Raw genomic sequence first — 18,318 nt, 5'->3', positions numbered from 1 at the left:
GAACCTCTGACAAAAGGCTGCTTCCTCCCCCAAGCGCTTCAGCCTCAGCAGGACGAGGAGATCCGGTGCGTGAGTCGGATGCATCGCAAGGCGGGGAGGGCACGTGGCGTAGGCCGCTACTCGAGGTGCCCTCCAACGCAGCAAGGCGCCGACTCACGTGACGGCTACCCGGCCGGCTACGCAGTTCCGTTATGAGTTGTAAACCGCGCACGCTAAGGAATCGTGTCCCATGCCCACAGAACTCCCGGAGGGACTCCAGAAGGCACTGGAGATCGTCGGCGGGCAACGTTGGCCCGAAGGGGACGAGGACGGGCTGCGCAGGATGAGCGTGGCCTGGTCGGACATCTGCGCGGCGATCGACAAGCTGGAAGCCGCGGTGGAGCGCTCGGCCAACGACATCGGCACCACCATGCACGGCGAGTTCAGCGACGCCTACGGGAAGTACGTCACCGACACGTTGCGGCCGCTGTTGCGGGAGCTGCGCGAAAAGACCACCAAGCACTCGGAGTTGGCGAAGAACACCGCGGCCGACATCCAGTACGTCAAGATCAGCATCATCGTGCAGCTGGTGATCGTGGCCGCGACGCTGGCCTTCTCCTGGCTGCCCGGGATCGGGCAGGCGATCACCGCCGCCGCGGCCGCCACGGCACGAGCGGTGATCACGTCGCTCTTCCGCACGGTGCTGCAGAACATCATCGTCGGTGCGGCGGCGGGAGTCGCCCTCGAGGTCGGGCTGGACGTGGCGATCCAGGGGATGCAGATGCTCACCGGAGTTCGCACCGACTGGAACGAGGACTTCACGAAGGGCGCGGCGATCGGCGGGGCGCTCGGCGGTGCGATGGGCGGTGCCGTGTACGGCGTTTTCCAAGGGCTCGGTGGGTTCGCACGGGGCGGTATCGGTGACGTCGGCGGTGCTGGCGTCGACAAGGTAGTCCGCGGTCCAGGCGCGGAGGGAGCCGAGGGCGTCCTCGGGCAGGGCGCGAAGGACTTCCTCGACACCACCGGAGGGAAACTCGGCTTCGACGCGGCCAACATCCTCGGCCAGGGAGGAGCCGGGTTCGCCGCCGACGGGGCGACCAACTCCGCGCTCGGCTCGGAGGAGTGGAACCCCTTCTCCTTCACCTCGTCGATGGCCGACGGGTTCGAGAAACGCGGTGGCGGCTCCTACTACGGGGGCAACGGCGACGGCGGGACGGACACCAGCGGACTGGACGGGTTGGGGGACTTCGACGACGTCGCCACCGACCTCCCCGGCACGGAGGACCTGCCGAAGACGATCGGTGATCCGGAGAGATCGGGAGTCACCGATGCGCAGGGGCCCGGAAACGAGTCCTCGTGGACCGGCGAGGACAGCGACGGCAACACCCTCGACGGCAGTTTCTTCAATGAGGACGCGGGCGACGACGGGGCCAGCGACAGGAGCTGGCTGAGCGGCACCACGCTCGGTGCGACGGAAACGACCCGAAACACCTTCGGACTGGGGCCTGACGGTGTGGATCAGTCGAGCTACGAGGTGATCGACGAGAAGACAGCAGGATTCGGAGAGATAGCGGGCGACGACTCGTCAGTGGTCGGTTCGCAGCACGACCCCCCTGCCGAGAACGAGCAAGAGGGTCACGGAACGGGGCCGGACAGCGTCGTCCAGGACAGCGTCGCTCGGGACAGCACCGAATGGGACAGCACCGGAGCGGACGCTCCGGACGGACACGAATTCGATGGCCGGCACGATTTCGGGCCGGGGAACGAAACTCCCTCGGACAGCGGGACGCAGCGGCCCCTCGAGGACATCGACCGACAGCACGACAACCCCCGGCAGGACGACAACGGCGACACGGACACGAGCGGTTCCACCGTCCTGACGTCCGCCTCGGAGGACCACTCCGCGGGTCAGCCTCCGCCGGCTCAGGCACAGAGCCCGGCTCACGACGAAACCGACCCTCTCGTCGCGGGCGGAGGGCGGATCGAGCCGGAGGACACCGCGCAGCAGAACGGCCCGAGCTCCACGCGGTTCCAGGACCAGCACAGCGATCCCGGAGACCCACCATCGCAGCCGACCCAACCACCGCGAGGGGATGCCGGAAACACCGGTGGCACGGAAATACCGAGCACCACCGGTACGCCCGATTCGGACAGCGCGGAGACCACCGTCCGATCGTCGAGCACCGACACGGAATCCACCCCGCACAGCACCACCGGACAGCGCGACACGCACGGCACCTCGAACGCCGCGGCCCGGCAGGACGGCTCGACGACCGACGGCACCACCGACGCTCGCCCCCCGACGGAGGTGGACGGCACACAGCGCGGCACCGACACCACCGAATCCTCGCGGCAGGACCGCACGAGCACGGACTCGACGGACGCCTCCACGACGGAGCGTAACGCGGTTTCGAACTACCCCGCTTCCGAGCAGAACGGCTCCGAGACACGTACCGAAGGGGCGGGGCCGTCCACACGCCCCGGGGAACCGGCCGACTCCCGGTTCGAGCAATCGTCGCGAACCCCGACTCACGTACCCGACGAAACAACCGGCAACGCCCCACGGCCGGAGCAGGCAAGCGGCGAGGACACCACCGCTCAGTCGGAGACAGACGCACCGAACACCCGGAACACCACCGAGCAGAATCCGACACCCGTGCTCACCCCGCAGGCGGGCAATGCCTCGTCCGCGCCGTCGAATACCAGCGGCGGGAACGGCGACAGCACCGGCAACACGACTCCGGGACGCCCGGACACCGCTGACCGCACGGCCGAAGCGCCCCGGAGCACCGCCCTCTCGGAGAACAGCTCCGGTAACGAAACCACCTCCACACCGTCCCGCACGGACCTCGACTACTCTCCGGTGAACACGGCTTCCGAAGGCCCGGAAGCCGGGCCACACCCCACCGGGAGCGAGCCGAACGCGGAAACCAACCGGCCCCCGGACGCCGAGAAGGCCACCGGGCGGAACACGACTCCGGAAAACGGCGCGGAATCCTCCAGCACCGTGACACCCTTGGTCGACCGGAACGGTTCCAACTCCCAGTGGAACAGCCCCGCCCAGCGCGGCAACACCGGGCCGTCCTCGTCGGGTCACCCGGAATCGACGACTCCCGGCAGGAGCACCACTCCGAACGCCGACAACCCGTCGAAGGTTCGCACCGAATCCTCGAACTCGACGAGCAGGAGCGAGACTCCGCGTTCCACCGGGCGTCCGAGCACCACCTCACAGCCCACACGACCGGCCCCCGAGTCGGGGACGACGCGCCAAGCGCCCGCGGGCACCACCGGTGACCCCAACCGCACGAGCGAGTTCTCCCGGAGCAACGTTCTCCGGGACACCGCCGCCAGCGACTCGGCACCGACACGACCGGCTCCCACGGCGGAGTCGACGCAGCGGGCCGAGGTGCTGCACGGCTTGCTTCTCACTCTCCCGGTCGACAGCGGTGCGGTTCTCCGCGAGCTCCACCAGCTGCGGGGCGATCCCGCCGCGAGCCAGTCGCTGCAGGAGAGCTTCCGGGCGCGCACCGGCGGCATGGACCTGTGGATGCCGTTGGCGTTGAACCTCGACCAGCCCGACTACTTCCGGGCGATGGACCTGCTGGGGCTGCCACGCGACTACGTGACGGGTCCGGCCCAGCCAGGAGCGCCGTCGACCTCCGCACCGCCGGGAATGGGATTCGCCCCCGCCTACAACCAGTCGGTGTGGAACTTCGCCGGTCAACTGGTCCAGCACAACTCTGCGGGTCGGTTCGACGACGCGATGACGATGCTGCACGGAGTCGGCCGCGACATCCGCGCGCTGTGGGCGATCCAGGACGCCTACCGGACGCAGACAGGCAGCGAACTGAGCTCCGATCTGATGAGCACGGCACCCTGGCGTTCCCACGAAGTGTTGCACGCCATGGGCTCCTACTCCACCGATCCGGTGTCGATGGAGCAGGCATCGTACTGGCACGAGCAGCTCAAGCGGTCCACCTTCGAGCACCACGCGCGGGGTCGTACCACCATCCGCACCGATCATCCCGAGGACGGCTGCTACATCCGCGCCCACCTGTGGGCGCTGGACCTGCAGCGCATGGGGGCCGCGCCGAGCAAGATCTTCGTGGCACGCATCAACCCGGACCTGTCGGTGCGAACGCCGTACTCCGCCGACGCGCTCCCCGGTCTGGCCGGACAGGTCAACTGGAGCTACCACGTCGCCCCCTCGGTCATCGTCAGCACCCCGGACGGCCCGAAGCTGCACGTGCTCGACCCCTCCACCAGCGACGCCCCGGTATCGTTCGACAACTGGCTGTCCAACATGGGTGTCGATGTCGGAAGCGAGACGACCCAGATCCTGGGCGGCTCACCGCAGCGCGTCCAGCAGGTTCTCGACGCCGACTTCACGAGCGATCCCGCCGGATGGGGACTAGCCACCAACGGCAGTTGGATGCCCAGTGGACGCGCCATGGTGATCGCCTCCGATCCCAGCGCGCTGTTCTTTCCCCAACCGTGGAACCCGACTCAGAACCCGCAGTCGCTCCAGGACGCCGACGCACAGGTCCGCGAGTACTACGAGGACCTGCTGGTGCAGCACAACGACTCGGCCCAGCAACGGGCCGAAGACCGTGCACGGTTGGAGAACCTGCTCAACAACGTGGGCGCGATACACCAGAGCGATCCTGGCGCCCTCTCGATCGACCCGAACGATCCGAACTCGCTGAGCTTCGACCCCACCAACCTGAACGGGACCGACGCGAACGGCACCGACCTGTTCTCGTCGGGTTCCTTCGCACCGGGCTTTCAGGACCGGCTGGACGCGCTGCTCAACGACCCCGTTTTCAACGCGCTGCTCAACGACACCACCGGCGGCTTCGACCCGCACGCGTTCGACATGGGCAACTTCGGCCCGAACGAGCCAGGTGGGAACGGTCCCGCCTCGAACGGCGGCGGTGATCCCAGCGGCAACGGCGCACCCGCGCCCGGTTCGGTGCCACCGGGCGCACCGCCGTCCGACGGGACGATCAATCCCGGCGCGCTGTTCGCCCCCGACTCGTCGAACCCGCACACCTTCAGCGAGTGGAACGACCCGCGCACCTTCCGGGACCATTCCGGTGGTTCCGGCAGCCGCCCCTCCCCGCTGGGCATCGACGAGGACACGGGCAGCTCCGACCGAACCGAGGACGCTTCGTCGCGGGAACACGACTCGAACACCGGCGGTAGCGAACCCTCCTCGTGGGACAGGTCGTGGCAGCACAGCACCGCCTCCACCGCCGACTGGTTCGAGCCCGAGAGCACTCCGCTCCGTCCCGATCAGTGGCGCGAGCAGCGCGAGCACACTCCGGCCCACGAGGTCGCCACCGAGGTCCGCGACGTGCGCATGAACAGCACGGCCAACGACCTGGAGTTCTACGAGGGCCGCATCCGCTACGACCTCCGTCACATGGACGTGGCGGGGCAGGGCGTACAGGAGTACACCTTCCGCGCCCACCTCTCCCCCGCCCCCACCATCACCCCGGAACAGCTGCGCGACCTGCGCGACCGGCTCACCGAGACCGTGGACAACCTGTTCAACCAGGGGAACCGGCTGCCTTCGGGTGACCAGTTCCACGCCCGCGTCGAATTCGTCGACACCCCGGCCGAGGCCCACGACACCATCCACGTCAGCGGCGAGGGGCACACCGACCAGAACCACTGGAACATCCACGCCTCCCCGAACATCCACGCCCACGAGATCGGCCACTACTTCGGTCTCCCGGACGAGTCCCCGGACCCCCGAGGTGCGCTCGACAGCCCGGACACCCGCCGTGTGTTCAACCGGGGGGATCCGCCCCGGGCCACCGACTTGCGCACCGGTGACCCGCACCCCTCGCACAACTCCGTTCGACTGGACGACGGCCTGATGGGCCACTCCGTCGACCACGATCCCCACCTCAAACCCCGTCACCTCTGGGCCATCGAGAACACCGCCCACAGCCAGGGCGCCCGGCCCGACATCATCCCCCGCTCCGCCGGTTCCCCCCGGCCCGAGAACGACCTCCCGTCCGAGAACGGCCCGAGCACCGCGAATCCCGATCCCGTCACGGAACGGCCCGACGCCACGAACCCGCCACTGCGACCGGGGCAATCGACGTCGAAACCCGAGGAGATCGAACTCGGGGAACCGGCGAGAGACGGGAAACGGGAATCCGCCCCGGAGCACGGCCCGGAGAACTCGGGGCCGAAACCAGCGAATCGCGACACCGAGAGCGACGGTCGAGAGCAGCTCACCCACCGCGAGGCCGAACAGCGCGACACGAACCAGCACGATGCCGGAGCGCAGGACACCCAGCGGCGGGACACCGAGCAGTCGGGCACAGCGGAGAACGCCGCGAAACCGACACCGACGATCACCCTCACCAAGCCGGGCGAGACACGGGAACAACTGGTGGATCTGGGCAACACCCCCGGGTACTTCCAGGAGGGCAAGGCACTGGGGAACGTCGCGCTCACCGAGCTGGACACCGGCGGGGTAACCGACCGAGTGCGGCAACTGCTGCCGAACCCGAGGGGGCTGACGGTGGAGGGAGTCGACGCGATCGAACCGGCGGCCAGGCAGAACTTCGAGTCGTTCATGGACCGGGGCCGCCAGTTCCCGGTGCGCGTGGGCACCGAGTGGTTCGAGGTACGCGTGCGCGCGACGCCGCGCCTGCCCAATGACCTCGGCCCCGTGTCCTCGGCGACGCCGGCCAAGAGCAAGGTCGACGTGACCACACAGTCGAGCAACACCAATCCGCGCACCACCACGGTCTCCAACTCGAACAGTGCGGCGTTCAACGCCACGGGTGGGCCGCTGGTCGGTCCCTACGGCTCGCTGGGCGCGGGCGTTCCCCTGGCAACACCGAACTCCTCGCAGCACAGGGAGTTCGCCACGCAGGAGCAGCGCAACTTCCGGTCGGGCAAGAGTTCCTCCACCGCCGAAGTTCCCGTCGACTTCGACGTCGACATCCGTGACACCTCGGGACAGTCGGTACGAGCCGAGGGGACAACGGAGATCCCCGGCATCACCACCGGCAGCGCCGAACTGCGGATTCCCGAAGACGTGGGAAGGATGAACCGTTATCCAGAGGTGGAAACGAGAACACCGCCCGAGGGCTGGGGATCGCGCCTGGAACATCCGGGAACCGAAGCGGTAGTCGACGTCGGGGACGGATTCGACGCGATCGCGGGGCAGCTGCATCCCTCGATCACCAGGTTGGGGGCGCCAGGGCGAAACGTGCTGCGCGAGTTTCTCGGCGCCACGAACATACGCAACAGCATGGAGCAGCTGCAGCACGGCTGGGTGACCTCCCCGGATCTGCTCAGCCCGCACGGCAGCCGGGGCACCGCGGTACAGATGCGTGCCTCCTTCGGCAGGGCCGAACTGGTCGGCACCTCCGAAGACACGACCATGCGGTTGCACGAGTCCTCCACCACGAGCAGCAGCGTCTCGGCCACGAGCAAGTCCGGTTTCGAGGTCAACGCGGGCGTGGGGGGCCGCGCGTTCGGGCTCGGGACGGTGGGAGGTGGTGCGGGGATCACCGGCGGCTACGGCTCCAGCCGGAGCTCGAACTCGGTGACCGGTGTGGAGTCGACCTCCCGCTCGGGAATGCAGGTCAAGGGAAACCAAGGTCTGTACAAGGTGGACACCACCATCGAGGTCCGCACTCCCAACGGTCGAGCGACCAGCTTCACCGCCACCAGCTACCTGCGGGCCGGCCTGCCGGAAGCCGCTGAGCAGGGACTCCCGGTGCCACCGGGAACCAGGAACTCGATCACCACGCCCACCGAGCAGCGGTTCCCGCCACCGTTCCTGGCTGACAAAGCCACGGCAGGCGACGTCAAGGTCGGCGAGCACGGCCCCATGAATCGGGTGCAGGCCGAAGTCGAACGAACGCTGGGCAGGATCAAGGGCTTCGACAAGTTCCTGCCGGACTGGCACTCCCAACGCACCGCGCGCGAGACCGGCAAACACCTCTCGGACAACCAGGAGAGGTTCGACAACCTGCGCAAGCTCGGCGCCGAGCTCTCGCCCGCCGCACTGCGCACCAAGCTGGACAGCCTGCTGGGGCCCGGGGTCCGGGTACAGCTCAAAAAACGGGGCCTGTTCACCAGCGACTACGTCAACATCACGGTCAAGGCCCGGCTCGGCACCCCCGAGCACATGGGGCAGGCCGACCAACGCAACGTTCGCTCGATCGCGGCCGATTCGGCGAAGTGGGACAACTCCACCGGCGTCGAGAAGGGTTGGTCCGCCGGAGTGGAAGGCCGAGTACGACTGCTCCCGGACACGGGACTGACACGATCGGTGCTATCCCCGACCGTCGAGTTGAAGTACAGCGACACGACGACGCACAAGATGACCGCAAATCCGACAGCGGGTCACCAATCGCTGCTGGTGGGCGACTCGAAATCCCAGCTCTTCCGCTACCCGGTGGAATTCGACGTCGAGATCAGCAGCTACAGCCGCAGCCGCTCCTGGGTCAAGCGGATCACTCCCGGCTCTCCGGTGCGCGAAGTGCCGGAACCGAAGGTCTTGGCCCGCACCGCCGGCCCGAATCGACCGGTGGACGAGGGCGTGGTGGAGATCCCGGCGCTCCGGGACCCGATGACGCTGTGGCTGGCCGATTCGACGACCTCGGGACACGACCTCGCGGAGTTCCGTCCCGGCCAGCCACGTACTCGCGAACTCGGGGAGTCGGACCCGTCCGACATCCGCGAGCTGCTGAGTGACCGGAACCGGCCAAAGGCACCGAACTGGCTGCACGTCGAGGCGGTGACACACACCGGGGCACTGCGTGACGAGGCAGTCCGGTTGCTCGACCAGGCAGCGGACGGGGACGGGGCACTCGGTGTGCCGGGCAGCGTCTCACGCAACGTGCTCGACCGGTTCTTCAGCCCGGAGAACGTCAAGGCAAAGCTGCGCCAGTTCGTCGATCACGGACTGGTGGAGGACGGGTTGGTCCACGGCCGCAGGGTTCACGACCGCAGGGGTGGGGTGGCCATGGGCTTCGGGCTGAGCAATCCCCGGTTGGTATCCGCCTCCGACGGGATCAGCACCGAGAACAACGATGTCGGTGGGTTCAAGGCCGGTACGAGCACCACCCACAAGACGGGGTGGGAATTCAACGCCTCCTTCAACGGCACCGCCCGCCCGACCGGTACCTCCGCCGACTCGACCAGCGGGCTCGGCGGTGGGGCGCTCGCCGCCAAACCGTGGAGTAGGTCGAAGTCCGAGACTCACGGCTCCGAGATCTCGGGCAGCCTGGAGCGCAACGTCATCACTCCGAAGGACGCACGGACGATGCTGGTGCAGCTGGACGCCGATGTGACGTTGCTGGCCGAGAGCCACGAGCGGAACGTACTGCACAACGGCACACCGCTGGCCGAGGGCTCGGTTGTCACACTTCCCGGCGGGGTGTTCCTACGCGTCAGCGAGGAACAGGCGCGCTCGCTCGGCGTGCTCGACGAACCGACAGCGGCTCCGACTCCCCGCCCGGAACGTCTGGACGTGCCGAGCACGATCGCTCGGGAACAGCCCAGCTCGCTGGGACTGAGCGCGGTCGACGACGTCCCGGACCTGACTCGGCTGATCGACGAGGTACGCGAGAGGCTCGGCCCGGAAGGCGCGAAGCTGCTGCCGGAGTCGGTCCTCAACGACTCGATGCGCAACCTGCGACAGCTGGCCGGACTGACCTCTCGGGAGAACGTGACGGCGCTGCTGGACACCGCGCTGGACGGGGGTGTTCCGCTGCTGGTGCACCGGCCCGGGGTGTTCGGACGGGACAGCTACCAGGTGATGCTCAACGCCAAACTCGGTGACGCCGAGTTCGTCGACGTGGTCAACGATGGAGTCGGCGTCGACCACACCCTCAACAGAGGTTTCAAGGACACCGACACCAACGCCGAGGGGCGCGGCTGGAGCGGGGGGCTGAACGCTCTCGGCGGAGTCGCCCCGGCCACCGGCGAGCCAAAGCTGTCGACCACGGCGGGCACCGGGCTGGGCGCCGGGACGAGCGTGGGGCAGAACCACTCGACGAACCGGACGGAGTCGTCCTCCAAGCAGGTCGGCTACGCACGCAAGGCAGGCGGTCCGATGGCCCGTTACGAGGTTCCGGTCCGGTTCGAGTTGACCGTGCTGCGCGACGACCGGGAGCCAACCACGGTTTCGCTGGACGAGCAGCGGGTACGGTTGCGTCTGCTCGCCGACAACCAGCGGATGAGCACGGACGACGAATCCGATCGATCCGGTGGTTACGCGCCGGAACAGCGGGTGGGCAGTCCACAGGACGCGCGGGAACAGGAGTTGCGCGCCTGGCAGCGGCACAACCCAACCCTCCCGAAGACCGCCGCGCCGGAGGGGATTCGAGGAACCGAAGCGCTGCGGGAGGCCGCGGTGGAAGCCCTGCGGCAGGCGGGCGCGGGCAAGGGATTGACCGCCGACGGTACGGGTGGGCTGCACACGCTGCGTGCCACGCTGAGCTCGGAAATGCTGCAGCCGCACCTGCCGGAGATGCTCGACGGCGCGCTGCCGGTACCGAAACTGCACGAGGCCACACTGCTGCGGAACCGGCACGCCGAGGTAGAGGTCTACACGCGGGTGCACAATCCACGATTGGTCGCCCTCAGCGACGGGCTGGAGATGGCCAACCCACGCGCCGACTCCACCTCCGACACAGCCGAGGCCAAGCACGAGGACACCGGAGCCACCTCGGTGGCCCCCGGGCAGGGCCGGGCGTTGTGGAACGACGGTTCGGGTGGATTGCTCAACACGCGCGGGGCGGATTTCAAACGCAACGCCGAGGTCGGCGACACCTCGACAGGGGGAACCACCGGAGGACGGACCAGCGCCGTCAAACCGGACGAACGCAGCGGCCTGGTGGAGTACGACGTCGAGTACCGCGTCGTGGGCAAGGTGGACGGGTCCACCGGGGTCGTCGACCTCTCGGTTCCAGGCTCGACACGGCTGCGGGTCAGCGAACCGGATCTGGCCGGACTGCTCGGCCGGGATCTGCCCGAACAGCTCTCCGAGGCGCAGAGCACGCTCAAGCGGAAGGCCGACGCCTGGCGCGAGGCCGAGATCGCGGCGGACAAAGCTCGACACGACTCGGTCGAGCGGCTCAACGAGATCGCGCCCCGCCGAGCGGGGGCCGAACGGACACTGACCGAGCGGCGAAACGAACTCGACCGGGCCGAACAGCGGGTACGCACCGCCGAACAGCGGTTCGAACGGTTCCGAGTGAAGCAGGAGACGGCGCAGGCCCGGTTGGAGGAGGCACGCGACGATCCGCGGCTCGACGAGGTCTCGCGTAAGGCCGATGCGGCCGTGAACCGGTTGGGAAGGTACAGCGCACATCGCGCCGAACTGGAAGCGGACCTGGAACGAGCGCGTAATCGGCAACCGCACGACGCCGGACATCTGGTGAAGACCGAGCGGGAGCTGCGTGACGCCGTGGAGCGCGAACGCGACGCCGAAGCGGAGTACGCCCACGCCGACGCCGAACGACAGCGAATGCGGGACGAGGTGCGAGGCGCCCAGGACCGACTCGACTACGCGAACGAGTCGCTGCGCACCGTCGAAGATTCGCTGCGAGAGGCGCGGGCGGCGCGGGAGACAGCCCTCGGTCGGATGCCCGAATCGGAGAGCACGCTCAGCAATGTGGAAAACGAGGTGTCCACCGTAGAGCGCGAGCTCGAAACGGCCCGGGGCAAGGCCCAAGACGCCCAGTCCGAGTGGTGGAGGGCCAAATCGGCGGTGGACCGGCAGCTGTCCGAATTCCGGGACGATGGGGAGACCGAACCGCGTGCCGGGCTCGATCTTCCCCGTACTCGGGAAGTCCGTGGCGATGACCTCTCCGGACCCGCCGCTGCCGGAACGGCACCGACCCGACCGCCGCCGTGGGGCGCCCTGGATGACCGGGCACGACCGGATCGCCTGCCCCCCATCCCCGAAGAGATCGAGCTGGAGACCTTCCACCAGGAATCAAACATCGAACAGCCTGGTCGGAACACCTCGACCACGAACCGCACCGCGCACGAAACCGTCGAGCAGCAATCGATCGCTGGCGAGTTCGACCGGATACACGACGCGGCGAACGACGGGACACGGACCACCCTCGACAGCACCGGGCGGCAGGAGACCAGCGGACAGCAGGAGACCACCGAGCGACCCGCTTCGCACACCGCCTCGACACCACCCCGCCAGGACAACACCACGAGCTCACCCGAGACCCCGCTCGACCGGGTCAGGGCGGACCGCCCCAAGGTCGCCGAGGACATCGACGGCGCGTCCGTGCGTGAGTCGGTACTCGAACTGCTCGCCGGCAACAAGCGACTGCGGGGCGATCCGAATCTGCGGGACTTCGTAGAGATCGCCTTCTCCGACGAGAACCTGCGGAAGAGGTTCCACGAGTCGGCCGAGGGTAGCTACGAGGTGGAGCTGGGCCCCCGGGCGGGTAAGCACGGCGGGCGGATCAGCCTGGACCTGGTCGGGCTGCGCGAGGCGGCGCGGAACGACTCGCGCGAGGGAACCGAGGAGTTCACCAGTTCGCGGACGCACGACAAGGCCGAGCACAGCTCCACCAACAAGCGCTCCCCGCTCGGGACCGGAGGGTTCAACATCCGGATACCGTGGCTGCACCTGCTGACGCACCTGCAGGTGGCCGGCCTGGTCAACTCCCGGGACTCGGACCTGACCGCGCGGAACTCGCACGAGAAAACCACCACGCTCACCGAGCACGGCAGGCCGAGCCGGACTGCGGAGCACACGGTCGATTACCGGATCACCCTGCGCACCCCGGGCCGGTTCAGCTGGAACGACGAGGTGACCCAGAGCGGGGCCGCCGACGCGAAGGTGCACCTGACCTGGCCGGACAACACGGCACGGGATTCGACCGAGCCCTGGCGGCACCCGGGCGAGATCGAACACGTCGAGCTCTCCGGTCTCGGTGACGTCCACCGCGCGGTGTCCGAGGAGTTGGGACTGCGGGTCGGGGATCCAGCGGGCCGGGAGCTGCGCGACTGGTTGCACTCGCTGGGCGAGGAAGTGTTCGAGGGGCCGGTTCGCAGGAGCTTCGCCTTCGGCGGTGAACGGACTCCGACCGAGATCGTGGTGGGCATCGCCGACGGCGCGAACGCCCAGCGACTTCCCGACGTCGAGGGGACGGTCAAGCACACCGCCAAGGACAAGGCGGAGTCCACCTCCGGGCAGGCGAACACCCGCCAGCGCGGGGGCGGACTGTGGGTGGCCGGGGGCGACATCACCGGCCTGACCGGGGCACTGGCCGGACCGAGTGTCTCGCACATCCGCAGCACCCGGAACGAGGACACCCTCACCAGTGGTCACGAACGCGAGACCACCAGCGACTACCGCGGACGGCTGCGCAAACAACGCCTCGACACGCGGTACCTGGTGCGGGTGGGAAACGAACAGCGTGAGGTCCCGAACGACGAACCGCACCACGACAACGAGAGCGCCTCCGGCGACAACGAACCGAACCGGGACGACGAACACACCACCCGCGGGAACGCCGAACCGCACAACCCGCGATCGGCGAAACGATACGAACCCGAGCGCCTGCTGCGGGTGGACGGTGCGGCGACGGTGTGGACGCGCGACACCGATGACGGGTCGACTCGGGATTCCTTTCCCACCGGGATCGACCGCCACCGCGTCCCGGATCGGCTCGACGCCCACCACCGGCTGCCGGAACAGACGGTGCGGGCCATCACCGGACCGGTGCTGAGCAAGCTGCACGCCGACGGGACGCTACCGGGCAAGGACCTTCCCGACCTCGCCGAACGGCTCAACACCTTCGTCCGCAACCATCCCGGGGAGATCACCGGTGGAGACGGGTTGCGCCTGCCACTGGGCTCGATGCACCCGGGGGCTCCGGACGTGTTCGTACGCGGCACGATGGACCGCTCCGGGGCCAGATATCTGGGCAGCACTGACGGCAAATCGGCCAAGAGCAGGCTCGGGGGGCACGACGGGCACAGCGCCGGACGTGGCCACGGCAGTACCACCACGGCCGGAATCAGCGGGATCACCCCCGCCTCGATCCCCAACCCGATCGGGCCCGACGAGCACAACAACTTCTCCGGACTGCAAGCCGCCGTGGAGACCTCGAGCAGTCGGGGCGAGACCAGTTCACATCTGAGCGGCTACGAGCGGTCGTCGGAGAGCTCCCCGGTACACGAGTTCGGCTACCCGACCGAGTTCGAGGTGCGGATCGGTGGTCGGTGGTCGGACCCGCCGGACCCGGACACCACGAGCAGGATCAACTCGGACGTGCGGGTGTCGGCCCCCGAACGCACGGGGACCCGCTTCGATGAGCCGCACTCCGAATCGGACACCAGGGGCACCGGGCGGGAAAACCGGAACACCGGAGCGGAGACCCGCCGGAGCGGAACGACCGACTCCTGGCAACGGGGCCGGGCACCGCGTCATGACCGGGAAGGGCACCTCCCCCCGGGATTCGAGCTGGAAACGCTCAAACCCGTGCCGGGGTTGCGCCGCACCATGACGGACATGCTCGGTGCGATCACGGGGTCACGATGGCCGGGTCGCCTGATGGCTCCGTTCGTCGGTGGCAGGCCCCCGGCTTTCGACGAGTCCGTCGATCACGGGATGACCAGCAGCCGCGACCGGAGCAGCGGCGCGCTCGACGAACGCAACGCCGCGCTCGACGAGGTCGAGTCCTTCACCAGCACCGATGCTCGTGCCGCCCGGTTCGAACGAGCAGCGCTGCACCGCGACACCACTTGGTTGCAGAGCCACAACTCCGGTGGAATGGTGGGCAACCGGGAGTTGACCGCCAGAGCCGACCTGTCCACCAGGCTGGACACCCCGCGCGTGGTCGGCAGGGACGACGCGCACCGCTTCGGCGGTACCGACGAGCGCGCGGAGCGGGGTCTGGATTCCAAGACCAAGCGGAACCGCAGCTACCGGCTCGGCCTCGACATCACGCACTACTTCTCGAGCGGGAACCCGGCGGCACTAATCGGCCCGTCCTTCGAGGCGGGCGGGAAGTACACCACCGAGAACGCGGAGACCTCGAAGGCCGACACCGCCAAGAGCGGCTCTTCGCACCACCACTCGGACCGGGGCTACCTGGTGCGCTACGACGCGGTGCACGAGGTGCGGACCTCGACGCGGCGATCCTGGCAGGACCCCTTCCGACTGCTGCACCGGGGCGATCCGGACGAGCGGAGCAAATGGGTACGGGTACCCGACGCCGTCGAGGTGTGGGTCCCCGCCTCGGAACTGCACCAGGTCGGCAGGCTGAACGAATCGGACATCGAACGGCTGTCCGATGAGGACGCCGAGCACTACCGGAACAACATCGAGCGGTCGGACACCGATACCGGGCATCAACAGGGCACTGCCGCCGGTCCCACGCAACAGGCGCCCCGGGAAAACGACGTCTCCGAACGAGCGGCGGACGAGGAACGCTCCACGGTGCGTCCCCCGGCGAACGTGGGTCGGGGCAGCGGACGGGTCGAGCTCTACCGGCTGGGCGCCGCACGGGAGCTGCTGGAACAGGTGCGGCAGCGGCTGGACGGGTGGTCCCGCGAGCACGGGCGGCCCGGTGCCCGCGCTCGGATGCTCGACCTCGCCTACGAGGCGCTGGGCAAACCTCGGGTGGAGCGACAACCGAGCGTGGCGAAGTTCGACGCGATCAACGAACGAGTCGTCGACGACGTGCTGAGTCAGCTGGGCAGCAGGCACGGTTTCAACAACGCCGTCGAGGAGATGCTCAACGGGGGACGGCACGTGCACCTCACCGGGGACACCCCCTTCGGCAAGGTCGAGCAGCTGGTGGTGCTGCAAGCACGTCCCGGTGCGGGGCGGTACCAGGGGACGCTGTCCGAACACGCCACCACCGACTCGCACGGCGACAGCGGCGCCACCGGACGAAGCGATCAGCGTGGGTGGGACTTCAACACCATGATCGGGGTATCGCCCTTCTACGGGACCAGCGGAAACCCCGGCAGCGTGCACATGCACGGCTTCACCGGTTCCTACGGCAACAAACGCGGCTTCGAGAACACCACGAGCACCGAGCACTCCGCCACCACCACCGGTAAGGAGGGCGGGGTGCGGTTCCTGCACGACCTGACCATCGACATGGAGGTCTATCCCTACGCCCGGCCGGGCACCTACAGCAACCGGCTCGGCGAGTGGTTCGACCGGCTCGCCCCGCGCCGCTTCGGGGAGCCGTGGCGCAGCAGCTTCGAGCTGCGCGGGGCGGCGCGTTCCACCGTCCCCCGCTCCGAGGTGCTGCCCGTCGACGGGCCGGCACCGGAGCCCCTGACCCGGGTCGACGGCTCGTTCCGGCGGAGCCGGGGTGACCGGGCGGATCAGCCCGCCTGGTCGGCGGAGGCGAAGGTGCGGGTGCGGCCGTTCGCCGCACCGGCGTTGCACGAGGAGCTCGGCAAGCTCGCCCACGGCGACCCCGACCTGGAACCGCCCAGGCCGGGCCTGCGTCCGGGCAACGCCTCCCGACTGCACACCGTCACCGATGTCGGCCACCTGCGCTCGAACCTGCGGAACGCGCTGTCGACCGGTGGCCACACCGTCGACCTCTCGGGAGGACACCTGGAGTCGGTGCGGATCAACGCCGATCTGAGCCGTCGCGAACTGCTCGGCGAGATCGAGCGGGGCTCGCTGACCCACACCGGCACCGAGCGGCGGGAGACGAAGTCGACCTCGCAACGCGGTGCCCAGGCGGGAGCGATGAGCTCGATGGACTTCCGCCAACAGGGACTGGAGGGAGCACCGCTGCGACCGCACCAGGGGCTGGTCAGCATCAACCGGACCCTCGGGGACTGGAACACCGATGAGTCGGCGGAGAACTCCACCGGCGAGGAATCCACGGACAAGAGCGAGGAGACCCGCTACCTGGTGCGGGTGACACCGGAGTGGGAGCTGACTCCGTCCTACCGTGGCGAGAATCCGGCGGAATGGAAAAAGCCGCTGCGCACCGGGCCGGACGAGCCGATTCTGCTCGAAGTGGACCGGGACGGACTGATCCGGTTGGGGCTGCACGAAACGGAACCGTCCCGCGAAACGGCCGGGGAGCGGGTCCGGGAATCACCCGGGGAGCGGGCTCCGGAGTCGACTTCGGAGCGGATCGAGCAGCCGGGTTCCGGAGGCGGAGAGCACGACGAACGGACCGACTCCGATCACCGACCCGTCGATTCGGAAGAGCCCCACACCTCCGAGCCCCAGGAAGACACCACCGAGGAGGTGCGATCCGAACTCCACAGCGGGCAGACATCGATCCCGCTCCCGACGGGTAGCGAGTCCGCTGGGGATATACCGCCCCGACCGGCCCCGCTTACCCCCGACGAACCGGTCAACCCTTACGCCCAACCGCCGCAGCAGTACACCGAGGTGCGTGACGGCTTCGCGCCCGTCTCCCGGAGCCACGACGGTTCCTGGGAGGTGCGTGGTGACTCCGAGACCGGTTTCCTGGCCTGGCACGGCGGATCGGGGCTGATGGCCTTCTACGAGGAGGCGGGTCCTTCGGACGGGAGCTTCGTCAGCAGCACCACCGGCAGGCTGCTGCGTGACACACCGGTGTTCGAGTGGTATCGGGGAGAGTCGACGGACGAGCCGATCGGCCACAGCCAGTTCCGGACCGAGAGCCTGCCCGAAGTGGCCTCGGCCTCCCCGGTGCCACCACAGGGTGCGGACTCGGTCGCCCCGGACGGTGCCGACACCGGGTTCACGCTGCCGAACGCGCTGTGGCGCCAGGACGACGGGGAGCTGTACCACTTCAGCAACAAACCACCCGAGCGGATCCTCGCCGAGGGCGGGCTGCTGCCGAAGGGCAACGGCACCGGACGACATCTGCTGGACTACGTCGTCAACGGCCACCGGGACACCAACTTCATGAGCGCCACCAGGGATCCGGAGATGATGTCCCGACTGCGCTGGAAGAACCCGGACCGCGTGTTCGGCTCGACCTACCGTTACCTCTACACCTTCCGCGCCCCGGGAGGCATCGACGTCAACGCCACCCTGGACATAGCCTCCCCCTTCCCGGATCAGAAGGAGATCGTCTTCCCGGGCGGGGTGCGTGCCGAGCACGTGGTGGGCTACCGCGACGTGTTCGAGGACGCCCCCTCGGGTGAGGTCCGGCCGTTGCAGGGGAACGACGCGGGAGCGGAACCACCGCCGCAGAGCGCGTTGGCCAGTTTCCTCGCCCCGTCACCGCCCTCGGGTGGAACGGACGGCGGTTGATCCGCCGGGAACAACGCTGAACCGTCGCCGGTGGGAGCGAGCGGGATTCCGCCTCCGGGTGCGCCCCTCCACCCACCGGCGAATCGGTG

1 protein-coding gene is annotated in these 18,318 nt (G+C 68.6%); it reads left to right on the top strand.

Features of this window, described 5'->3' with window-relative positions:
* Nucleotides 1-229 precede the first annotated feature (229 nt).
* The gene (locus tag BM150_RS18905) at nt 230-18,229 is read left to right on the top strand and encodes a protein-glutamine glutaminase family protein (protein WP_092928655.1); all 18,000 of its coding nucleotides are present in this window, start codon (nt 230-232) and stop codon (nt 18,227-18,229) included.
* Nucleotides 18,230-18,318 lie beyond the last annotated feature (89 nt).

The organism is Actinopolyspora alba (assembly GCF_900112765.1).
Taxonomy (GTDB): domain Bacteria; phylum Actinomycetota; class Actinomycetes; order Mycobacteriales; family Pseudonocardiaceae; genus Actinopolyspora; species Actinopolyspora alba.
Note: the sequence above shows the minus strand (reverse complement) of the source record. Positions and strands in the feature narration are given on the sequence as shown.

Bases quoted from the DNA above. Each gene is read 5' to 3' on its own strand.
- BM150_RS18905 (WP_092928655.1), top strand. From the start codon at position 230: ATGCCCACAGAACTCCCGGAGGGACTCCAGAAGGCACTGGAGATCGTC.